Source organism: Paenibacillus oryzisoli, from assembly GCF_050467285.1.
GTDB classification, from domain to species: Bacteria; Bacillota; Bacilli; order Paenibacillales; family NBRC-103111; genus Paenibacillus_E; species Paenibacillus_E oryzisoli_A.
In genome coordinates, this window is record NZ_JBCMUN010000007.1 from 510,361 (window position 1) to 532,052 (window position 21,692).

The window sequence follows — 21,692 nt, forward strand, 5'->3', positions numbered from 1 at the left end:
GGGGTTTTCGTTGTCTTCGTTACAGATAACCAGCCAGCTTTTTCAGGATTTGCGCCTGCTCCGCCGTCAATTTCTTGCCGCTCAAAGCATTCATCTCCAGCGCGAAAGCCCTAAGAATCCCATTCTTGATCATCGGCTTGCCGCGCTGCTCCGCCTCCTGCGCCAGCATCAGCTCCTTGCACAGCGCTTCGGCAAGCATCCGGTTCCCGCTCACAAACTCACGAATGAGCGCATACATTCCCTCATACGTAACGTCGATTCGATACGTAAAGACCGCATCAGTCGCATTCCCCGCCTTGTCGACAGCCGTCACCAAGACATCGTGCGCACCCGGCTCGAACGTGTAGGCCGGCGCCTGAACGAGCTGCGCGGAGCACGGGTTCGTCACTAGCCCGGACAAAGCATCGGAAGCCGCGCAGCCAATGTATACGGCCTGCTGCACGGTATAGACCGGCTGGCCGGAGAACGCCACGACAGGCGCGGTCTTGTCGACCCGAACGTCCAGGGTATGCGCAGCTTCCGCCAGGCCTGAGAAGTTGACGGCGTTATACGTCACGCTCGTAACGCCTTCCGCCGTGACGGACAGATGCGCTTCGCTGCCCTGCACCGTCACCGGTTCTGCCGCCTGCGCACCCGTTGTCCCATACGTGATGCGGTAAGCGCCATCCGCCGTGATCGCAACGTCGGCGTCACGGTTCACCCAGCCGTACGCGTTCGGCTGCGGGTCTACGGAAGCAACCGAAACGGGAATCCGCGTATCCTTCACACTGACAGCGAAATCGTCATAGTACGCGGATGAAATATTATACCGGCTCGTTACGGCAATCAGACTGGCCGTAGCTGCATTTTCCGGCGCTTTCCCTTGCAGCGTGACGTTCTGCCATTGGGCCAACCGGGATTCGTCCAGATGAATTTCCAAGGTTGAAAGCGTCGCGTTGTTCTTGTCAAAGAAGCGGAACATAAAGCCCGGCTGACCGGATTCGATATAAATGTTCACACTAGCTTTATACTCCTGGCCCGGGATGACCGGAATTTTGGCGCTTTGCAGGGCAACAGACGCCGTGCGTAACCGATCGATGATTTTCAGACTTTTGCCGCCCGTCAAGTGCTGCACATCGCTAAGCTCATAGCGGTAATCGTCTGCCGTTGCAAAAAGTGAGGACCAGCCCGGAATCGTACTGCCGCTCAAAGGCTCCTCAAAGCCCGCATTGCGCACAGCCACAGGGAGCCCCGGCGGCGGCTCTACGTATTCTCCATCAACCTCAATGCGGTACAGAATCGTATTCGTCGCTTGATCCGTGAAATACAGATTGCCGTCCATACCCAAATCGAATCGTGATGTGTCCGCCAGCGTGCGGGATTCCAGCGTTTCCGGATCAATCACCGTCAGCTTATTATTGAAGAGCACATAGAGCAGTCCGTCATCGGACCAGCGCATCGGATGGTGAGCCCACTGGCTGAAGCTGAGGCTCGGATACACTTTCTTGCTTTTCACAACTTGGTATGTCACAGGATCGATCGCGAAAATATATTCATAGGACGCGCCCCATAGGAGACCGTCAGGTCCCGCCGAGAGATCGCCGATGAAAATCGGCTTCACAAGTCCGGGCACCCGCAGCGGAAAATCGGTGATTTTTTGCTGAGTAGCCGCATCCCAGACGAAAATCCTCGCCTCATCCGCCGTCGGCACCGAGCCCAGACCGCCGCGAATGGTTGTAGACCCGAATATTTTGCCGTTCAGATAAGCCGTGCTAAGCACGCTTTGGTTCTCTACGACGTTACGATTCACATCGAAACTGCCCGTAGCCGGGTCATACACAGTCATTGAACCGCCTAACGTGCCGTAGCCCGAAATCGTAGAAATATAGAGCTTGCCCTCCGCCTCAGTGATATTCACGAGCCTTTCCTGATCGTCCCCAAGCACCGCCACCCGCTTCGGATTCGTTTCACTCGGCTCTGCATTCAGGTCAAATTCATACAGCGCCCCTTCGGGATAGACGCCCATGTACACTTTGCTGCCAACCGCGTAGACGCTGTCCGATTGACCGATGCTGAATGGCTTCGCGGTATTATCCGTCAAATTCACGAGCGAAGAACGCGCCTGCGAGCCGGTCGTGATCAGCTGCGTCGGAGAAACGGCCGCCACACGATTCACGACACCGGGAAGACCTGGAATCACCGGAGGTTTCAGAACAACCTGCCCGGTTTCAATATTCAAATACGTGACCCCGCCGTCGTAACGAACGGTGACGAGCGTTTTGCCCGGAAGCTCGGGGTTGTTCGGGAACTCGACCCAATCCGCGCCGCGCAGCCCGGAAGCATACTCCATGCCGGTTAACGCTACTTCATGCGTGGCCAAGTCAAACGTTTTCAACTTTTGCTCGGACATGTAATAAAGCTTGCCGCCCACCGAATCCGTGGCATGAAGCCCCGTTACATTTTCCAGCTCCACATTCAGCCAAGAAGATGCGGCCGTATCGTAAATGTATGCCTCTCCCGGTATCCCGCTCCCGTCCGTCACGCGGGCGAACAAGTAGCGGTCGTCAATCGTATCCAGATCATAGATCGTATCGTTTTTTAGCGTATACGGAAGCGATGCAGCGATGTCCGTTTTCTCCCCGGTCGCCAGGTTCACCCGTACGATTTGCTTATGTGCAGTTCCGGCATACACATTGCCGCCCTGATAAGCGATCGAGCGCACATATTCTTGATCCGTCGCCCCGATGACTCGCCCATAATCGCGGGTCAGCTTCGTCGCCGGATCATACTGGTACACCTTGCCGCCGGGATACGTCCCCACATAGACACGGCCTTGCTCATCCGTCGTAATGCTGTTCGGCACAGACTGCCCGTCAAACTGGGCGACTTGAACCGGCGTGTGTGTCACCGGCGAATAGCTCCAAAGCCGTGCTCCGCCGCCATCCGCAGCCAGATAGAGCGTGCCATCCGGCGCTACCGTATGCGCCCAGGAGCTCTCCGAAGGGCCGATGGGCAAACTGCGCAGCAGCTTGTAATCTTCCAGATCGATCACATTGAGATGGCCCGGCTTTCCTTTGCTCGTGGCATAAAGCACAAAATGCCCGTCTTCCTTCCCGACTGTACCGTTAAAAACAGCAACCGTGTAATTGTTCGGAATCAACAGCTCCTCGGGACTGCCGAACGTCTTTTGGGACAATCGGCTTTCTGCCGCCGATGCGGCGCCCGCCCCCCAGCCAACCGCCAGCAACATTACAGTCATCATAAGGATAACAATACGATAGGACAACTTTCTCATTACGCGACCTCCTAAGTGTTATTTCAGACTACCCACACAAAATGAAAGCGTTTCCACAAGAATATGCATCCTTCCCGCCCACACAGCCCTCGCCGCTCTGTCAGCCCTTATTCCCCATATGTCAAAAGCGTCCCGATCGCGGGCGAAGCCGAAGCATAGCGCGCATAAGCCATCTCCGCCTGAGTGAGCGGATACGTGTCGGTGATCAGCCCGCGAAGCGAAATGCGCTTCTCCGCCAGCAAGCGAACATATTCCTCGACATTTCGCCCCTCGGTCCACCGCACATAACCGATCGGATAATCCCGATTCTCCAGTTCATACTGCGCATCATAGCGTCCCGGACCGCCGGCCCGTGAGATGAGCACCCGCGCTTCCTTGCCGAACATCAGTCCCCTTGAGAACGCCATCGACAAATCCCCGACGATCACGATGCTCCCTCTGTCTCGAATCCAGCGCATCGCATTGTTCATAAGCGCTTCTCCCGGCCCGCCTGCGCACAAAATCACGCTGTCCGCACCGGCTGCGCCAACCGCCTGAGCCAGCTGCGCCTCCAGCTGGTCCTGTCTGTCATAGGCTCCCGCCACGTTCCCCTGCCGCACCAGCGCCACCCGCTGCGGATTCACATCGAGCGCCGCTACGCGCACCGCTGCCGCGGATGCGATCCGGGCGATGAGCTGCCCGAGAATGCCCAACCCGACGATCACGGCGGATTCGCCGAACCGCAGATCCGCCGTGCGGATCGCATGGATGGCAATCGCCCCGAGCCCGGCGAAAGCTGCCTCTTCCGGCAGCACCTGCTCGGGGACGACCGCCGTCAAATTCGTCGGCACCGTCAGCCATTCGGCGTGTCGAACGTACGGTGCGCCGTAGCAGGCGACGCGCTGCCCAACGTGGCGCCCTTCGACCTGCGCCCCCAGCGCCTCAATCACGCCGACGGCACTGTAGCCAAGCAAGCTCAGCTGGTCCGCCCCTCGCTGAATGTATGTCATTTCCGTCCCCGGACTAATCGCCGAATACTCCGTTCGAATGCGGACATGTCCCGCCGGAATCGGTCCCGTCTCCACATCCGTCACAATAACCTTCCCCCGTAAAGCCGCAACAGCTTTCATCTCATTCCTCATTTCCCGGCAGTCAACCTACCGTCTTCTTGCGAAACTCGCTCGGCGAAATGCCATAATATTTCTTGAAGGTCGTGGTGAACGTGGACGCGTTGAGATAACCGGTCTTCTCCCCAATTTCCGCCACACTCAGCTCCGAATGCCGCAAAAACTCCCTCGCATGCGATAACCGGACCTTATTGAGATAATCAACATAACCGACGCCGAACGTTTTCTTGAAATAGTTAGAAAAATACTTCGGACTCGTATTCAGCAGCTCTGCCATATGGTCGAGGTACAAATTCTCCATATAATGCAGCTCAATATATTGGTTGATGAACTCCGGGTTCAGCTTGCTTTTCCCTTCCTGCAGCCGTTTGCTGCCGATGAACCGCACGATTTCCTTCAACGCTTCCATCACCTCGGCGCTGCTATAAGCGTGATCCACCCGCCGGCAGAATGCCATCTCAAGCTGCAGGCTTTCTTTGCTATCGGCCGCAGCCTGTTCGTTAGGCTTTATCAAATAGAAGAAAAGGCTTTTCGCAAGATGAGCAAACTGATAATGATGAATGCCGCGCTCCGCATTCTCTTCAAATAAGCTCTCCAGGAGGCTTAAGGCCTCATCTGTTTTGCCGCTAAGCAAGGTATTGGACAGCTTCTCCATCTTCTCAAACGAAAATTGAATCGCGGGTACGTACCGAATACTCTCCAAATCGACAACCGCACAAGCGGAATCAATATTTCGGTAGTCCCGGCCGTTTTGGAGATCCTGGTAGGCTTCCTGGCAGCTCGATACTTTAGACTCATATAGCCTGCTGAGGCCAGCCCACAGCCCGAAGCCTGCGAGTTCCTCCTTCGCTGCCCGCTTCATCCAGCTCTCCAGCCTATCAAGCACCTCTCTTCGTCCGGAAGGCTGGGAAATCCCAACCATCACCATGAATTGCAAGCCGCCGGTATAAAAGGCTGCAACCGGTCCCGCTTCGCCAAGCGCGTCCTCCAACATGCGCGTAATCGCTTCGATCCGGGGCTCCTGCCGGGAATCGCCCTCCGCGGGAAGTTTGATCTGCACAGCCGCCATGACAAACTGCCGCTCCGGGAAAAAGAACTCATACACCGGCTGCAGCTGCATTTCCAGCTCCCGGGTATGGGCGTAGCCGTCCAGCATTTGCAGAAATAGACTCCTGCGCAGCTCTTGATCCGCGAATCGGATCTGCTCCTTCAGTGTTTCGTTCTCCGCCTGCACCTTGACGATACCGCTGTAGATTTTGCGGAAATCGTTCCCTTTCAAATGGCCGCCGCCGAACAGCTTTAGAATATCCTTGACCGGCCGGTACAAATAGACGCTGAGGAAGGCCGACAGCAGCACCGCGCAAATGATCGCAGACATCATAATCATGTAATTGGCGTTGCCCACGGAATTAATATTTTGAAACTGATACGGCACTTTGTTGATATAGATAAAGTCGTTGTATTCCGACTTATAGAAGTGATACTCTACATTTTTGCGGGTCAGCGTCGCTTCCTTCTCAGGGCTAAAATACACCTCGTTCAGAAGATCGCCCGGCTCCTGCGTCGGATCGGTGCTCAGCACCACATTGCGGTTGGCGTCCAGCACAAGAAGGGAAGCGCCGGGAATCATCGACTTCAGATCGATTTGCTTGAGCAGCTTCTCCGCATTCAGCAGCACCATCACATTCTTGTTGGACAGGCGCACCTTGTTTCCGTCCATGACGACCATCAATTGCTGGCTTCTGCGCGTTAAACCATCCGTTGACACCGCAAAATCCGCGATCGGAAAAAAGGTGAGTGCATGCTTGGAGCTTGTAAACATTTTCCAATAATTGGATGTGTACGTGTCGTGTTTATACTTTTTATCGAACAGAACACCGAAATCGCTGGTTCCCTTGGCTGTTACCGCCAAATCCTGTCCCTCATAGTACACGACGATGTCTTCTACATAATCAATGGACGACGCCAATCTGGCCAGGTGCTCCTGAAGCGTATACACTTTAACCATATCGATCGTCTTGTCTTCCAACCCCGGATCATACGGCAGTCCGTGGACTGAAAAAATCAGATTGTTCACCGCAGCAAAGGAACTGTCGAACGACTGAATAATATTTTGCACGATAAGCTTGTTGTTCTCTGTCACTTTCTCATAAATCCCGGAAATCGAGTTCTTATAGACGATGTAGTTGGCGATAAACATGATCGCGATGACTAACAATAATGCGCAAAAAATTTGTAGAAGTCCTCTGCTCGCCATTAAACGATTCATGGGCGTCATCTTGTCACCTCGCTAAGTTCATCCAACTACTATTCCACATGCGCCCGTTTCAACCCTTTTCCGAGCCGAGCATCACCCCTTTGGCAAAGTATTTTTGCGCGAACGGATACATCAGCAGTACGGGAATCATCGACAGGACAATCGTTGCATTCTTCATCGCCTGCGGCGCCAGCGCAGCCCGATCGACCAGACCGGCATCATTCTCAGCGTTATAGATCAGCATATCCCGAAGCACCACCTGCAGCGGATACATGTCCTTGTCGCTCAAATAAATCATGGGGAGGAAAAAACTGTTCCAATGCCCCATGAAGTAGAAGAGCCCGATGGAGGCCAGCGCCGGCTTGGAAAGCGGAATGACGATGGAGAACAGGATGCGGTAATCGGATGCGCCGTCGATGACTGCCGCCTCGCGAATCTGGGAGGACATATTTTCATAGAAGCTCTTGAGAATAATCAGCTCCATCGTCCAGATCGCATTCGGCAGCGCTAACGCCCACACCGTATCGAGCAGCCCAAGCTGCTGTACGACCATGTAAGTCGGAATAATTCCCGCGTTAAAAAACATCGTCATCACGATCATCAGCATGAAAAACTTTCTGCCGAAAAACGTGCGCTGCGAAAGCGGATAGGCGGCAATCGCCGTAAACAGCAGATTAATGAACGTGCCCAGCGCCGTATAATACACCGAATTTAAGTACGCACGCGGAATTTTATCGTTCTTCAGCACCTCCCGATAGGCGTCGAGATTGAGCCCTTTGGGAAAGAGAAACACTTTGCCCTGAATGACCGCCGACGTATCGCTGAGCGACACCGCCAGGATATACAGCACCGGATACAGCGTCACAATCGCGATCCCAGATAACAAGAGGGCGTTTACAACTGTAAACAGCGTGATTTTGCGGCTGCCTACCATAGTCCGTTCCCCCCGATCCGTTTGCTGATATAATTGGCGCCGAGCAGCATGACCATCGCAACTAACGCTTCAAACATGCCCACTGCTGCCGCATAACTGTAGTTCGACTCCAACAACCCTTTCCGATACACATAGGTGGAAAATACATCGCTAACCTCATATGTCAACGGATTGTACAGCAGCAGCACCTTCTCGTAGCCGATGCGGATCATCGAACCCGTTTTTAAAATAAACATCACGAGCAGCGTCGGCATGAGCCCCGGCAGCGTAATATGCCGCATCATGCGGAAGCGGCTTGCGCCATCGACCTTCGCCGCCTCATACAGCGTCGGGTTGATTCCCGCAATCGCCGCCAGGTAAATAATCGCTTCGTAGCCGATTTTCTCCCAAATATCCGAGATCACGTAGATCGGGCGGAACCAGTTCGGGTCCACAAGGAAATATTTCTTGGGGAAGCCGAGCGCAGCCAACAATTGATTGAGCAGCCCGCTCGTCGGGGACAGGAAGTCGATAATCATGGAACAGACGATGACTACGGATAGAAAAGCCGGCAAATAGCTCAAGGTTTGCACGGACTTTTTAAACCAGGCTAAGCGCACTTCGTTCAACAGGATGGCGAGCAGAATCGGAAACGGAAAGCCGAAGACGAGCGTGTAAATGCCCAGCAGGAAGGTGTTGCGAAAGAGCAGCCAGAAATCCTGGTTCGTAAAAAATTGGATAAAATACTTGAAGCCGACCCAATCGCTGCCCCAGACTCCGGTAAACACGCTGTAGTCTTTAAAGGCGATAATTAAGCCGTAAAGCGGCCCGTACCGGAAAAGAAGATAGAACAGCAGACACGGGGCAAATAAAATGAGCAGCTGACGATCCCGCTTCATATGCTTGAAGGCCGCAGCCCATCGGACTTGTATCGATGCCGTCCGCTGCCGTTTGGGCGCTGTTTCCTCTACGATGGGTTGTTGCACATGGGTTCCCCTCCAATCCGATCCCGGCTGGGCGCCTTTATCCTAGTGTCAGATAACGTTAGCCTAAGGCGCCCCTGCCCGGATGCTTTCTTATTTCGCGGCGTCGTACCGCTTCTGTGCGTCGTTGTACACTTTCATGTAGGCATCCACGCCTTTTTTGGCAACGGATTTCTTCCATTCTTCCCATTGCTCGTCGCCGTATTTTTTATCCAGCACATACTTGGCATTGAACTCTTCGGCCGCCTTCTGCAGCGACGTTTGCAGCTCGGCGAGGGTAGAAATCTCCGCATCGGTAAAATTGAGAATCGGATCAATCGGCTCCCGCTTGTTGCCTTTCAGGATTTTATCCTGCGCTTCTTTCTCCTTCTCGGAGAATTTGTAGTAGACGCTGCGGTGATCCGGGCGAAGATAGGCGCTTTCCAGCCACATTGCATAGCGGTCTTCCAGCACGGAAATGTCGACGAGCGGCAGATCCTTCAGCTCCGGATACACCGGTGCGCCGTCTTTGCCCCACTCGAAGTTAACCCCTTCAACCCCGAGCGTCATCAATTGCGAACCGGACGGGGAGGTCAAATAGTCAAGCAGCTTTAACGCCGTCTCTTTATTTTTATTGTTCGCCACCGTCACGCTGAAATCGGACACCTTTGGCAGCGTTCGGATATTGCCCGTCGGACCGACCGGATTGGCATAGCGCAAATTATAGTCCGGGTTCTTCGCTTTGATCTGGTTATAGAACAAATCCAAACGGCCGATCCAATCCCATGTCACAAACGATTTGTCCGTCGTCATCTTGGTTGTCCAGGAATCCTGCGTGTCCGTCAAAAACTCAGGATCGATCAGCCCTTCGTTATACAGCTTCTTCATGAAATCCAGCATATTCTTGTGTTCCGGCTGAATGCTGGCGAACTTCCACGTTTTATCCTTCTCATCGTAGTACGCCGGATAGGCGTCGCTGCCGATGCCCCAGCCGTAGGACCAGTCTTTAAAAATACTCACCAACCCCTTGGAGGCGTACGGGTAGGCGTTCGGATACGCTTCTTTCAGCTTCTTCAGCGCTTGGTAGAACTCTTCCGTGTTGGTCCATTCCTTAATCCCGAGCTTGTCGAATACATCCTTGCGGTACAAAAAGCCGTGATTGACATCGCGATTCAAATCATAAATCGGCCACGTATAGAGCTTTCCATTCTCATCGCCGTAGGATTTGACGACCCAACTGTTCTCTTCCATATAGAGCTTCTTAAAATTCGGCAGGATGTCGGCGAAATCGTTGATAGCGACAACGCCTTTTTGCTTCCCTATCTTTTTCAGCTCCGCCGCCTTGAGCCCTTCAAAAATATCCGGCAGCTTCCCGGAGGCGACAATGACTTTAAGCTTATCTTGGTAGGTTTGCGGGGAATATGTTTGAAAATCAACTTTAATGCCGGTACGCTTCAAAATTTCCTGAACCACGAGCTTATCTTCTTTAATGTTGGTCGAGTTGCTCGGCAGCATCCACGTAATCGTCGTCGGTTCATTGACGAGCGGCAATTTCAACCCGCCCGTATCTCCGTAAGGATTGGCGGCTTGCGTGGCTGCGGGGGCAGTTGAGGCGCTGGCGCTGGCAGTGGCACCTCCTTCCTTCTGTTCCCCGGTCGTTCCGCTGCAAGCGGCCAAGATTGAAGTCATCATGGCGATGCCGGCAAGCGAGCTGATCAGCTTCTTGGACATGTTCGTTCCTCCCTTTTTTGGTTGGTACTGTGTTCTGAATTTATCATAAAAGCGCTTTCTTCATTCGTAAACCTCGTGATTTCCGCACCCGTCATTTTTTCGCAGCCATCTTGCTGAAAAGCAAAAAAACCTTGATTCATCAAGGTTTTTGGGCGTGTGGAGAATGCTAAAGTGGTGGAAAATCATAAAATCGAAGGCGGGGACGGGAGCTTATTTCTGCATTCCTCGGTGACGATAGCGCTGAACATTACCTCGCATCCTGCGCCACGACTTCTCTCCCGCCCACTTCCTGCAAAACCTACAGTTAAATCGCCCGAAACTCCCCAAAATCTGAGATTACATGTATAAAGTACATCTAATTTTCGGCTTCCCCCCTCTTTTTCCCCGATTTCCTGAGAAGTGGGCCGAATTAGCTGCACAAAATGCAGGATTCATGATTCAAAACCCCAATGCGCACAAAAATTGATGTACAAAATGCAGGAAAGCGCGGCAGTCACAGCGGCTACAGGTCATTTCCTTTTTTTCCCGAAGTAAACGAACAAGTTCGCAATTGACAAGGCAACGATAACAATAAACATGATGAAGGAAACGGGATCTCCACCGATCCCTAGCTCATCCGAAAGAATGCCAATTTGATACGTCATAAACGCAGATACGACGGAGCTCATTCCCACGATACTTAGCACGAAAAAAACGTCGATCAGTCCGCTCTTCATTTTGGAAGTGATCAGCAACGCGAGTAAGATCAGCAGAATGACAATAAAGAAAACGTATATCGGCCTAAAATTCGTGAAGACGGCGGCGTGGTCCATTGTGCACTCCTCCTTTTCGATCATGCAGCCTACGCTATCGGATGCCGTAGCGCCTATTCGGCTCCCAAGGCGATCTTTCAACCGTGCATATTATAATGACGTTTTTTCAACGTAATAAGCTCTACCGCAACCGTTAATTATTTGCCAGCTCGTCTCTTTCGAATGCACCCCGACGTCCGACCACCATCACCCATCGTTACTCCCTATACGCCTTCAAAGCAATCACCGCATTATGCCCGCCGAAGCCAAAAGAATTGGACAAGCCGATCGTCAGCGGCTCTCCCGCATGCCGTGCCTCATTCGGCACGTAATCCAAGTCGCACTCCGGATCCGGCTGCTCCACATTGATCGTCGGCGGGATGATGCCCGTCTGGAGCGTCTGCACTAGCGCGATGGCTTCCACACCGCCGGCCGCGCCAAGCATATGGCCAGTCATCGACTTGTTGGCCGTCACCGGAATGCGGTACGCCTGCTCGCCGAACAGCCTTTTGATCGCTTTCGTCTCCGACTTATCGCCGAGCTCCGTGCTGGTCGCGTGCGCGGAGATCACGTCGACCTGCTCAGGCCGCAAGCCAGCGTCGGCCAGCGCCAGCTTCATCGCCTGATGCGCCCCCGTTCCCTCGGGATGCGTGGCGACCATGTGATAGGCGTCCGAGCTGCTGCCGTAGCCGATCACTTCCGCATAAATGCGGGCGCCCCTGCGCAGCGCATGGGACAAAGACTCCAGCACGAGGATGCCCGCCCCCTCCGCCATAACAAAACCGTCCCGCCCCGCGTCAAAAGGACGACTTGCCCGCCCGGGTTCGTCGTTGCGCGTGGATAATGCGGTCGCATTGCTGAAGCTTGCGAGCGAGATGTCGTTCACCGCCGCCTCCGTGCCGCCGGCAATGATCACATCCGCGAGCCCCGCGCGAATGACGCGCATCGCTTCGCCGATCGCCGTGTTGCCGATCGAGCACGCGGTAACCGGCGACAGCGTGGGCCCCGTCGCGCCGAAGCGGATCGAGATGAACGCAGCCGCCATGTTCGAAATCATCATCGGCACCAGCGTCGGGCTGACCCGCTCCGGGCCGCGGCTGTTCAGCACATCTTTTTGCTCAAGCAGCGTTTGGATGCCGCCGATCCCTGAGCCGACATAGACGCCCATGCGCTCGCGGTCGATCGCCTCCAGGTCGAGTGATGCGTCGAAAACCGCCTGCTCCGCCGCCGCGACGGCGAACTGGCAGAACCGATCCATACGCCGCGCCTCCTTGCGGCCGAAGACCGCCTCCCCATCGAAATCGCGCACGAGGCCCGCAATTTTGGTTTTGTATCTCGCTGTATCCCATGTATCGATGTGAGAAATACCCGATTCGCCCCGGACCAAACGGCTCCAGAAGCTTTCCACACTATTGCCGAGCGGCGAAATCAAACCCATTCCTGTAATCACAACACGTTCCATTTCGTATTTCCTCCCTTTGTGCATCTTAGATTGATCCTATCTTGTCACTTTGATTATCCTATTACAAGTTATGGTTTATACTAGTATAATGAGTACCATGATAAGGACACGCTCAAGGAGTGACGACCATGAATCGCCAAACGAGATTGCAAGCATTATCCGCTTTTTTGAAAGCGCAGCGGGCCAAAATCTCCCCCGAATCCGCCGGTTTCCCGCAGGGGGTGCGGAGAAGAACGCCGGGCCTACGTCGGGAAGAAGTCGCCCAACTGGCTGGCGTCAGTCCAACCTGGTACACGTGGCTGGAGCAAGGCCGAGACATTCAAGTCTCGTCGTCGGTGCTGGACTGTGTGGCTGCGGCACTGCGGCTCACCGTGGACGAGCGCAAATATTTGTTTTCGCTCGCGCTGGAAACAAGCTCCGGCATGCAGGGCGGTGGCCTGCTGCATGAGGAGCAGCCGCAAATCAGCGCCTCTATGTCCCGCATCCTGCAGGAGCTGCGCCACTGCCCGACCATCATCTCCGACCGAAGATGCCGGATCGTCGGCTGGAATGAGGCGGCTTCGCACGTGTTTCTCGACTTTGACGCTATTCCGGCGGAAGAGCGAAACTTGATTCTTTTACTTTTTACAAGGAAGGAATTCAGGCGGTTGGCAGTCAATTGGGAGCATTTTGCGAGCGGCTTTCTGGCGATTTTTCGCGCTTACTATGGGCAGTATGTGGAAGACGAATGGTATGAGGGCTTTCTCGAGGAGATGAAGGAGCGGCATCCTGACTTTGGCCAGCTGTGGGAGCATAGCAAAGTCAGCTCCGCCCCGGAGGTGACAATCGAATTCCGCCATTCCAAGGCGGGAAAAATGCTGTTCGAGCTGACTTCCCTACAGGCGCAAGGGAGCGCCGATCTGCGGTGCAGCATCTATACGCCGGTGCAGGGCTCGTCCACGGAAGCCAAGCTGAAGCAACTGCTGGGCGGGTAAGGGGCTACTTTTTCAAAATGCTGAGGTAAGCGATCCAGGGTCCGACATCCGCCTGATAGCGCTTCGCCATGATTCGCGTGATTTGAGCCGTGTGCGTCAGATCGTGAACCGTCCAGGTGGACAGCAGTTCTCTCGCTTTGACGACGCCTAGGCGTGGGTGGATGCCCGTCTTTTCAAGATCGACGTCCCCTTCAAACAGCAGCCTCAGCTTCGCCAAACTTTCCTCCCGCAGCCTGCGGAATTCGAGCAGCTTCTGCTCCATTGTGAGGGGCTCACTAGGCCACGTGTACAGTTCAAAAGCGGGAAACGACTCAGCCTCCCCCACTTCCAGAATAAAATTAAGCCGGGGCATCCACGTATCGAACTCCAGGATGATGAGGTGATCGATCACTTCCGACACCGTCCAGGTGCCCTCGCCTTCATTGACATGCAGCCAACTCTCCGAAAGACCGGACAGCATCGAGGTCAACGTGTGCGGGGTGCGTTCCAGAATTTCCATCGCTTCGCGGATATTAAAATTCATAGGTAGGACTCCTTTTCAAAATGGATTAGAGTAGTGGGGCTGACAAATGATCTGTGCAGTTTTCCAGGGTGACGTGCCATGTCCCGTCGAGGTACTCAACTTTATGGATGCTAGTATAAGCGGCAGTGAAACGGTGGGTGACATTCGTCCAAGCCATCCCTTTGCAGAGATGATAGAGGATATTAATGACGCCGCCGTGGGTGACGATGAGCACATTGTCCTCGTGGCCGCCCGCTGCTTGCTCTTCGCATAACACTTGAAAAGCCTCCGCAATCCTCGCATGAAATGCCGCCGGACTTTCACCACCCGGATATGGCTCATCCATGCGCAGTCGGGAGAAGTATAGCCCCGGGAAACGCTCATTCACAATTTCATTGGGCATCCCGGCGATCACGCCATTATTCATTTCGCGCCACGCCCGGCTGGTTTCAACGGGAAGAGCCAGCTCTCTACCAATCTCGCCCGCTGTGTCCAGTGCCCGCTGCAGATCGCTGCTGACGATTCGATGGATGGCCCATTCATCTTGCCGCTCCCGCAGGTACCGCCCCAACTTCTCCGACTGCCGATACCCTTCCGTAATGAGCCCCCGCTGACTCCATCCGCCGCGAAACCCTTCATCATCCTTGCCGTGCCTTACAAAGTAGATGGTCATGTGGATCTCCTTATTGATCTTCTAGTGCTGCTTCCCATTGCTGTAACCCCCTAATTCGCTTTGGCAAATGGTATCCCCTGCCTACTCAACAAGCAAGTTCCTGCGAAAAAGCAGGAATTTTCCACGAAAATGGCGCTTTTAGCGAAATGCCTGCGAAAAAGCAGTTTTTGTCGCCGATTCCGATAAAAAAGAGCAATCTCTTCCAAAATGCCTGCACAATCGCAGGAATTTCATCAAATCAGGAGAGGAGCGAGGAAAATTCCTGCTCATTTGCAGGTTTGATGGTCGTCACGCTGACCAAATATGGAAATTTCGTTTCATTTCAAAAAAGAGGGAGGAAGCAGCCGTTATTTGCCCCTAAATCTGACCTTGGGGATGTTTGTCGGTTTGCCGTTAATCCCCCCTACGCGCAAAAAAGCGCACAGCGGCTTTCGCCCGCCTATGCGCGTGGTTGTTCACTGCTCGTTCTGACGTGAAGCCCCGCCGTAATCGTGTCCAAATGAATCCGATCTAAGCGTAGTTCGCCAGATAAACCCGCTGAATATCCGCATCGTTCACATTGCGATTCATGCTTTTCAAACCCTGTTGAACGACGCGAAGCGCATTCCCATTCAATTGCGTTCGATCACCGATCATCGTCAAATCGCCTTCATACTTGATGCCGGCTACGCTGTCGATGTCCACCTTCATAAAGCTGTCATCGATAAAGCTGGGCAGCGAAAATACATGAATGATCTTGGCGTTTTTGCCGCCGTTGGTTTGCATTTTGCTTCTGTAGCCTTCCGCTTCGGACTTGGATTTCGTAATAAATGTATGGCCTGCACTCCAGGCATTGTACGTCTTTTTCGCCTCTGCATTGGCCCCGCTGCCGTCCCGGCCGTGTGTGCTGATGCCGTTGCCTTTACCACCTTTGCTTGCTTTAATCCCGCTTGCAAAAATGCCGGGAATGTTGTCTTCGAAAGTGGCATGGTAGAAAACAGTAGCAGCCAACACCTTTTTAATCGCATCGTCGTCGTTCGTTCCCGGGTCTGTAATCGTGTCCGACTGATGCTGCTTTCTTGGATTCATGAACATCGGCTTGATCGCCGGCAAGTTAATAATCTGTTCCGCCAACGCTCGCTCCGTATGCGTCTGTCCGACAAAACCGGCCAGGTGCGCTTGAACGGCAGGATAGTTGGGAATATTCTCCTTACCTTCGCTTCGGCCTACCATTTTTCCCCACAGGGCGGATAGCTGGATCGTCGTCCACGTTACATCGTCTTTATCATCCAGCGATCGTTGGATGACGGGTCCCTGCGCGGATGACGGCGCTGCGGAGATGCGCCGCTGCACCATTTGCGTCACAGCCTGATTGCCGATCGTGCGCTGCAGCATTTTCATCTGTGCGAGGGACGGCAGTGACGTAATTTCGCTAATTGCTTCAGACGTCGCGTTTGATTCCATAGATTTGGCCGCCTTCGCAGGTGCTGGTTGCCGTGATAACTGCCCGTTGCTGACAAAACTCATCCTTACATCCCCCTTTTCGACATATTCCATTAATAGGTAATTATATCAGAATAGCAGGATGCTGCCCATAAGCCAAGGGTCATTTTACTTGCAAATTATGTTGACACATTTCAAGCGCATTACAGCTATGAGTCCTCTTCAGCCGAGAGAGTATACCCGTAGGTATGGACGATCTCCGTTACTTGATGTTAAAGAACTTCGCAGTTCTATCGCCAGCTCTAACAGCATAAATCCCAAAAATTATCAATAAACAACGGTTTCGATCAAAAAAAGAGCAGATGCCGCGCATCTGCTCTTTTCTGTCTAAGGGTTGCCATACACCGTTCCATTCCGGTCATGACCGGATACATCACTCGCGCCCTGATCGAACGTCCAATATCCGGCTAAATCCGGATGGCTCTCGGATAGCGCATGGTTATTCATATCCGCCTGAATTTCAGCTGCCGTACGAGCGGTTGTCCAGAACCGAACCTCCCCGATCTGACCGTTAAAATACCGTGGAGCACTCAGAAAATCGACGCCGATGGTTAGCGGTGACATATTCGTTTGATAGGCGGTGTAGGAGTACCCGGAAATCTCCGAGTCCAAAACCCCGTTGATATACAGCCGCATCGTTGACGTTGTGCTGTCATACAGAGCCGCGATATGATACCAGGTATTCAGTGTTAAATTGGCCACGGAATTAAGCTCTTTGTAATCGCCGATCTGGAAATTGATTTTATTATAATCCGGAAAAATCGGCGGCCCGTCGCTCAAGCGCAGCGTAAAAGATTCCTGCCCCGATGCCTGATATTTGGAAACGATGCCTGTCTTCCATACAAAAGCCTCCGGTTTAACCCACGCTTCAATTGTAAACGAAGGCGAGTTGAGGCCGCTATCATGTGCAATTTCCACATAATCGCCTGCACCATTAAAGGCCATCGCATGATGCGGTTCGGCTACGGCTACCGGTGGAACTTCTGCGGGCGTTGTCAACGAGACGACGTTGGAATCGCCTGCTTGCTGTCCGCCTGTCACTTGCAATTTGAACCCATACGACGTACTTGGTGCGAGCCCAGTAATTGTAAACGTCGTATCGCTCGCACTTGCAGCACCAGCTTCCCTATATGATTCTTCCGAAGCCTCCTTCATCAGCAGCTTGACATCCGTTGCCCCAATGGGCTTACTGAATGCAAAAGCCGCGTAGGTGGCTGACGTCGCCGTAGGTACTGCACGGAAGTCATCAATCGACACCGTCACAGTGGCGGGAGGAATTCGCGAAAGCAAATAGCCCACTTCCTCCTGAAGCGAGAAGCTTCCGTTCCCGTTCAGATCTATCGCATGATCGGCAACTTCCGATGAAAGCTCCACAACATTCTTGATCGTCAAGGCATCGCCGTCATACACAACCACGGGCGGCAAATCCAGCGTACTTGTTTCTGTCCCAGTTAAAACCTTGACTGTAAGCATGTGGACCCCTTTATCCAAATGAGGCAGCGCCAGCGCAACAATGGTATTGCCGTTCCCGCTCCCATGAGCAAGCACCGTTTCGCCTTCCACAATGTCAATCCAAGCTCCGCTTGGCGCCTGCAGCGCGACTTCCGCGCCCGTGTTTGTCATAACCGTTTGAACAGGAGAAATAATAACCACTGGCGGCTCATCGCCAACTGCACTAGCCTGTCCCACTCCTCCTGCCGCCCCGCAACTGAAAGCCACTGCTACAGCTGCTGCAACGATGAATCTAGCACACTTCCAACTTCTGTTGTACCACATCATTTGACGCTTGCACCTCCCGGTTCGCTATTCTCTTCCGAATCAAATACCTATGATCCCTCTCATAGTTCACATAGACTTATTTTAACAAACCGGGGAGGCAGCGAACAGGAAAATTATATGAATTCTAAAAAGAAGACCCCGCAATCGTTTCAGTACCCAATCCCACAAGGCGAGGCTCTTCCCCGAATCATTGCTCACAAAAATTCAACACGTACCCGCGAACATTTTCCACCGTTTCGTATTCGTACGTCAGTTTCGGCAGCGTCGTTGTATGCAGCAGATGACGGTCATCGGCAAACGCATTCCGGAGTACGTGCTTGATCTCGTCCGTCAGCTCCAGGTGCGCTTTGGCAATTCGAATCAAGGCGACTGCCGCGTGTGAAACGATCTGGAAGTACAGCTCATTGAAATTTTTGCTTGTATTCAGCTTGTAGCTGGGCTCTTTGATCTCATGGTACAGCGCCAGATCGTACTCCCGTTCATCGCACACAATTGTCGTCAGCAGCGGCAAGCTGGCCGCATCGCCCAGCCTGCCAAGCAAATAAATGGCGATCACGCTGCGGAACTGATTCGTTCGCCGGCAGTCTTTGAAATAAAAGGCATCTCTGTTCGCTACCATATCCCTCAGCATCGGTGCGCCTGCCGAATCACCGGCAATCCCGAGGCCAATCGCCGTACCATAGCGAAGATTCACATCCGGCTCAGTCAGCCATTCCTTCAGTTGCGGCGCGATACGCGCTCCCAACAACTTGCAAGAGTAGATGGCCACCCCCGGCATGTCAGTGCCAAGCGCTGCGCGGATGTCAGCAGGATCGCTCATCCATTGAATCGGCTCGCGCCGGAAGGAGTCGTCAAACATGATCCCGCGATCATGCTCCTCTGTCAGACAACCGCTTCCTGTTAAAATGGACTTCACCTCGCCATACGGCACTTCGCTGGCATCTACACCCCGCTTCGCTGCCAGCGCCGCGATGACTCCCGCGCTTTCGCCGCACTTCTGCATGTCTCGCTGCATGCGCAGCAGACTGGCCACATCGTGATCCATCCCGATATGTCGACCTGCTGCCAGGATGCCATGAATTCCCTTAGGCTTCAGAGAACGCAGTGTGACTGGTACTGAAAAACACGCCGTGCTAAGATTGGCTGCAACGTACAGATCCTGCAGTTCATCCGTCTCCAGCACGTTGTCTTTGCCGTGTTTGTCGAAGTCGCAGTAGCCGTAGAACAACGTCTCAGTTTCCCGACGGCCAGCTACCACATCCTGCATCGTAATCCTATGCTCCGCCTCAATAATCCGCCCCTCACGAATGCCGATAAATGGGGCAAAGAACATGACGCGCTTCGACTCGTCGCTAAATTCCTCCAACAGCTGGCTGGCATGTGCCTGCAGGATGCCTTGGGACAATTCGAATGGGTCGTACTGGTTGACATAGCCGCTGTCGTGATTGGTCCGTGAAATCGTACCGTTGTGGTTCAGCCATACTTTGACACTGGTGAAAGGCCTCGTCTTGCCATCGGATTCCCGACCCAGACTGGTGTCGCATCCTGCCAACAGGCAGACGACGGAATCCGCGGTTGCATCGATCAATACGTGGCAAGACACATGCCATTGGCGCCCCTGCGAGAACAAAGATACCCCTTTGACTGTATCCTGCTCCATAAACACGCCCGTTACTTTCGTATCCAGCGACAATCGCGCACCATGCTCCGTGATCCGATTTTCCAGCAAATATTTTTTCGCTTCAACCCGATCCAGAAAATGCTCGTTGCCCATACGTTGGGCTTGCTCGTCAATATCGACATGCAGTCCGCCGGATAACCCGTAATAGTAGCCTGACACATACCCCATCGTTCCCATGCCGCCAATGCCAGGCAGTCGGTCCACCCCCAGCACGATCGCCCCTTGGGCTGCCGCTCCAATCACAGCGATTGTACCCGCCGTACCTACGCCTACGACCAGCACATCAACTTGCTCCTCGAACCTCACATTATCAGCGGGCGACTCCAGCAGTTGACCGTTCAGTATTCGACGATATTTCAGCATGTGATCAGACTCCTTCCCAGTTCAATCCCGGCGGCGATACTTTCCTCCGGTTCAGCGAAACTGGCTGCCGGCAGCGCCGTGTATCCAACATCGCGTGTCCGCAATCCGGATGTCGTCCGTTCCTCGAAACAGAATGCCATGGCAGCTATCTTCCAGTTCTGCAGCGGTTCCGGACGTTCAAGCCACAGATCAATCAGCCGATGTCTGGCTTCGGCGACATTCCAGTCCGGCGCACAATCGAATTTCAGGATGGCTGATCTATATTTATGTTCATGCTGCTCAGAAACGATCGAAAACCCTGGCCACGTCAGAAGAGGCAGCTTCTCTCCCTTCTGCTGAATAATGATGGCGTTCAGCGATTTGCCCGTTAACGTCTCCTCCCGTTCCATCGTTGTGTCTACCACAAATTTAGCCTCAACTGTGCGGAAATCCCCTATGTTCAGGAGTTCCAGGATATAGCCGCCGCCATTCTCCCGTTTCGTCACGCGCACGACATCGGTTCCCAGCAGCACATCCGCTTGCAAATCGCGAAATTGCTTATTGTACGCTGCACCTTGCGTGTACACCTCAGGCTGCTTGTAATTGTTGACAACATCATAAGCAACCATTTCCGTCGCATTGACGATAAGCGTTTTCAGACTGCCCTGCACGGTTTGTGCCAGCCCCAGCGCAGTCGTTGTCGCTCCGATAATGACCAGATCGTAAGACATTCTTGCTTCCTCCCTGCTCTTCATTGTCTGTTTTCAGATTATCTTCTTTTTTGCAAACTGCTATAGCCGATGCTATAGTGAAGTTATAATCCAAGTTTAGCAGAATGAGCTATTCTGACCTCTTCTCTTTTGTCAGAAACCTCTACTTTTTTGCGCAAAGGGAAGTGACAACGCACATGAATGCCGAACGGGCTATCCAGATTCGACGCCAATCTTTCCACAACTCGAACAAATCCAACAGACCGTATGTCTCGCATTGCTTCAAAGTGGTCTGGATCATGCAAGGCGCAGCAGAGTGGAGAATTGCCGAGGAATTGCACACCGTAGGCCCGAACGATATTGTCCTGTTGAACAATGAAGAGAAGCGGCAAATCGAGCGGATCGTATCAAGCGAAAATTTGGCGTTTTTTACACTGGAGCTGGAGCCTCCGTTTCTTTATGATTCAGGATTGCTGCCGCTGTTCACAGAGCCGTTCAGAAGCAGCGGCAACGCCCGACGCATCATTCGCCCAGATGAACACCTGCTTCATCTGCTGGAGCGCGTCGACGAGGAAGACCGCAAGCGAGACGGCTACAGCCCGCTGATTATTGTGGCCTGCGGGATGCAGCTGTTAGCCGAGATCGCTCGTGAGATCGGTCTGGCCGCCGAACAACGTCCGGCGATCAATCCGCAGATGAAGGCCGTGTTGTCTCACATCGACGACAATTTTACCCGGCGGATCAGCCTGAACGAGCTGGCGGCTATCGCCCATATGAGTGCCACCGCCTTTTCCAAAGCGTTCACCAAATCGAACGGCATCGGTCCCGCGCAATATATCAAGCGCAAGCGAATCGGGTACGCCATCCGGCTGTTGGAGGAGACCGACCGGACCGTAACCGATATCGCCATGGACAGCGGCTTCACCAATATGGCGAACTTCTACAAAGCTTTTCATAGCTTGACGCGTCAAGCCCCGGGTGATTACCGTTCTTGATATTGACTTTATCAGATTTAACGAGAAAACCCCGACCTCTTTAGGTCGGGGATAAATC

General features: G+C 53.4%; 17 protein-coding genes. 3 read left to right on the forward strand and 14 right to left on the reverse strand.

Annotated features, from left to right (window positions below; all coding sequences use genetic code 11):
- Positions 1 to 19: 19 nt before the first annotated feature.
- The 8 genes from ABE504_RS14495 to fabF form a co-directional block, all read right to left on the reverse strand.
- The gene (locus ABE504_RS14495) at positions 20 to 3,274 is read right to left on the reverse strand and encodes a hypothetical protein (protein ID WP_430089598.1); all 3,255 of its coding nucleotides are present in this window, start codon (positions 3,272 to 3,274) and stop codon (positions 20 to 22) included.
- A gap of 107 nt (positions 3,275 to 3,381) precedes the next feature.
- Complete coding sequence (locus ABE504_RS14500; RefSeq protein WP_430089600.1) at positions 3,382 to 4,383, reverse strand: zinc-dependent alcohol dehydrogenase; 1,002 nt, start codon at positions 4,381 to 4,383, stop codon at positions 3,382 to 3,384.
- 22 nt (positions 4,384 to 4,405) lie between these two features.
- Entirely contained in the window at positions 4,406 to 6,658 is a 2,253-nt protein-coding gene (locus ABE504_RS14505; protein WP_430089602.1) for a helix-turn-helix transcriptional regulator, read from the reverse strand.
- Between the two features lie 49 nt (positions 6,659 to 6,707).
- Positions 6,708 to 7,571, reverse strand: coding sequence for a carbohydrate ABC transporter permease (locus tag ABE504_RS14510; protein ID WP_430089605.1), 864 nt, complete (start codon positions 7,569 to 7,571; stop codon positions 6,708 to 6,710).
- Complete coding sequence (locus ABE504_RS14515) at positions 7,565 to 8,449, reverse strand: ABC transporter permease (RefSeq protein ID WP_430089952.1); 885 nt, start codon at positions 8,447 to 8,449, stop codon at positions 7,565 to 7,567. The genes ABE504_RS14510 and ABE504_RS14515 overlap by 7 nt, the downstream gene beginning before the upstream one ends.
- Before the next feature lie 177 nt (positions 8,450 to 8,626).
- Complete coding sequence (locus tag ABE504_RS14520) at positions 8,627 to 10,243, reverse strand: extracellular solute-binding protein (RefSeq protein WP_430089606.1); 1,617 nt, start codon at positions 10,241 to 10,243, stop codon at positions 8,627 to 8,629.
- Positions 10,244 to 10,752: 509 nt separating this feature from the next.
- Positions 10,753 to 11,055 (reverse strand): hypothetical protein, encoded by a 303-nt coding sequence (locus ABE504_RS14525; protein ID WP_430089608.1) that lies wholly within the window; start codon positions 11,053 to 11,055, stop codon positions 10,753 to 10,755.
- Between the two features lie 196 nt (positions 11,056 to 11,251).
- Positions 11,252 to 12,496 carry a beta-ketoacyl-ACP synthase II gene (fabF, locus tag ABE504_RS14530; RefSeq protein ID WP_430089611.1) on the reverse strand — a complete coding sequence of 415 codons (1,245 nt, stop codon included), beginning with the start codon at positions 12,494 to 12,496 and terminating at the stop codon, positions 11,252 to 11,254.
- A gap of 128 nt (positions 12,497 to 12,624) precedes the next feature.
- On the opposite strand from fabF, the gene ABE504_RS14535 reads away from it, so the two are divergent.
- Positions 12,625 to 13,470, forward strand: a complete 846-nt coding sequence (locus ABE504_RS14535) for a helix-turn-helix transcriptional regulator (RefSeq protein WP_430089613.1) — start codon at positions 12,625 to 12,627, stop codon at positions 13,468 to 13,470.
- 4 nt (positions 13,471 to 13,474) lie between these two features.
- Here ABE504_RS14535 and ABE504_RS14540 read toward each other — a convergent pair whose 3' ends face one another.
- Positions 13,475 to 13,993 (reverse strand): DinB family protein, encoded by a 519-nt coding sequence (locus tag ABE504_RS14540; RefSeq protein WP_430089615.1) that lies wholly within the window; start codon positions 13,991 to 13,993, stop codon positions 13,475 to 13,477.
- Positions 13,994 to 14,018: 25 nt separating this feature from the next.
- Positions 14,019 to 14,645: a histidine phosphatase family protein gene (locus ABE504_RS14545; protein ID WP_430089617.1), complete on the reverse strand. Its 627-nt coding sequence runs from the start codon at positions 14,643 to 14,645 to the stop codon at positions 14,019 to 14,021.
- A 146-nt stretch (positions 14,646 to 14,791) separates the two neighbouring features.
- On the opposite strand from ABE504_RS14545, the gene ABE504_RS14550 reads away from it, so the two are divergent.
- Positions 14,792 to 15,121, forward strand: a complete 330-nt coding sequence (locus ABE504_RS14550; protein WP_430089619.1) for a hypothetical protein — start codon at positions 14,792 to 14,794, stop codon at positions 15,119 to 15,121.
- 34 nt (positions 15,122 to 15,155) lie between these two features.
- Here ABE504_RS14550 and ABE504_RS14555 read toward each other — a convergent pair whose 3' ends face one another.
- From ABE504_RS14555 to ABE504_RS14570, 4 genes are all read right to left on the reverse strand, one after another.
- A complete protein-coding gene (locus tag ABE504_RS14555) occupies positions 15,156 to 16,151 on the reverse strand; it encodes a hypothetical protein (protein WP_430089622.1) in 996 nt (331 codons plus the stop codon).
- Positions 16,152 to 16,454: 303 nt separating this feature from the next.
- Complete coding sequence (locus ABE504_RS14560) at positions 16,455 to 17,816, reverse strand: LamG-like jellyroll fold domain-containing protein (RefSeq protein WP_430089625.1); 1,362 nt, start codon at positions 17,814 to 17,816, stop codon at positions 16,455 to 16,457.
- A 277-nt stretch (positions 17,817 to 18,093) separates the two neighbouring features.
- Positions 18,094 to 19,950 (reverse strand): FAD-dependent oxidoreductase, encoded by a 1,857-nt coding sequence (locus ABE504_RS14565; protein WP_430089627.1) that lies wholly within the window; start codon positions 19,948 to 19,950, stop codon positions 18,094 to 18,096.
- Positions 19,944 to 20,660, reverse strand: a complete 717-nt coding sequence (locus tag ABE504_RS14570; RefSeq protein ID WP_430089629.1) for a hypothetical protein — start codon at positions 20,658 to 20,660, stop codon at positions 19,944 to 19,946. The genes ABE504_RS14565 and ABE504_RS14570 overlap by 7 nt, the downstream gene beginning before the upstream one ends.
- A 176-nt stretch (positions 20,661 to 20,836) precedes the next feature.
- On the opposite strand from ABE504_RS14570, the gene ABE504_RS14575 reads away from it, so the two are divergent.
- Positions 20,837 to 21,634: a helix-turn-helix domain-containing protein gene (locus tag ABE504_RS14575; protein WP_430089632.1), complete on the forward strand. Its 798-nt coding sequence runs from the start codon at positions 20,837 to 20,839 to the stop codon at positions 21,632 to 21,634.
- Positions 21,635 to 21,692: the final 58 nt, after the last annotated feature.

Bases quoted from the DNA above. Each gene is read 5' to 3' on its own strand.
- ABE504_RS14505 (WP_430089602.1), bottom strand. From the start codon at position 6,658: ATGACGCCCATGAATCGTTTAATGGCGAGCAGAGGACTTCTACAAATT.
- ABE504_RS14550 (WP_430089619.1), top strand. From the start codon at position 14,792: ATGCCTGCGAAAAAGCAGTTTTTGTCGCCGATTCCGATAAAAAAGAGC.
- ABE504_RS14495 (WP_430089598.1), bottom strand. From the start codon at position 3,274: ATGAGAAAGTTGTCCTATCGTATTGTTATCCTTATGATGACTGTAATG.
- ABE504_RS14500 (WP_430089600.1), bottom strand. From the start codon at position 4,383: ATGAAAGCTGTTGCGGCTTTACGGGGGAAGGTTATTGTGACGGATGTG.
- ABE504_RS14575 (WP_430089632.1), top strand. From the start codon at position 20,837: ATGAATGCCGAACGGGCTATCCAGATTCGACGCCAATCTTTCCACAAC.
- ABE504_RS14565 (WP_430089627.1), bottom strand. From the start codon at position 19,950: ATGCTGAAATATCGTCGAATACTGAACGGTCAACTGCTGGAGTCGCCC.
- ABE504_RS14510 (WP_430089605.1), bottom strand. From the start codon at position 7,571: ATGGTAGGCAGCCGCAAAATCACGCTGTTTACAGTTGTAAACGCCCTC.
- ABE504_RS14535 (WP_430089613.1), top strand. From the start codon at position 12,625: ATGAATCGCCAAACGAGATTGCAAGCATTATCCGCTTTTTTGAAAGCG.
- ABE504_RS14515 (WP_430089952.1), bottom strand. From the start codon at position 8,449: ATGAAGCGGGATCGTCAGCTGCTCATTTTATTTGCCCCGTGTCTGCTG.
- ABE504_RS14525 (WP_430089608.1), bottom strand. From the start codon at position 11,055: ATGGACCACGCCGCCGTCTTCACGAATTTTAGGCCGATATACGTTTTC.
- ABE504_RS14520 (WP_430089606.1), bottom strand. From the start codon at position 10,243: ATGTCCAAGAAGCTGATCAGCTCGCTTGCCGGCATCGCCATGATGACT.
- fabF (WP_430089611.1), bottom strand. From the start codon at position 12,496: ATGGAACGTGTTGTGATTACAGGAATGGGTTTGATTTCGCCGCTCGGC.
- ABE504_RS14570 (WP_430089629.1), bottom strand. From the start codon at position 20,660: ATGTCTTACGATCTGGTCATTATCGGAGCGACAACGACTGCGCTGGGG.
- ABE504_RS14555 (WP_430089622.1), bottom strand. From the start codon at position 16,151: ATGAGTTTTGTCAGCAACGGGCAGTTATCACGGCAACCAGCACCTGCG.
- ABE504_RS14545 (WP_430089617.1), bottom strand. From the start codon at position 14,645: ATGACCATCTACTTTGTAAGGCACGGCAAGGATGATGAAGGGTTTCGC.
- ABE504_RS14540 (WP_430089615.1), bottom strand. From the start codon at position 13,993: ATGAATTTTAATATCCGCGAAGCGATGGAAATTCTGGAACGCACCCCG.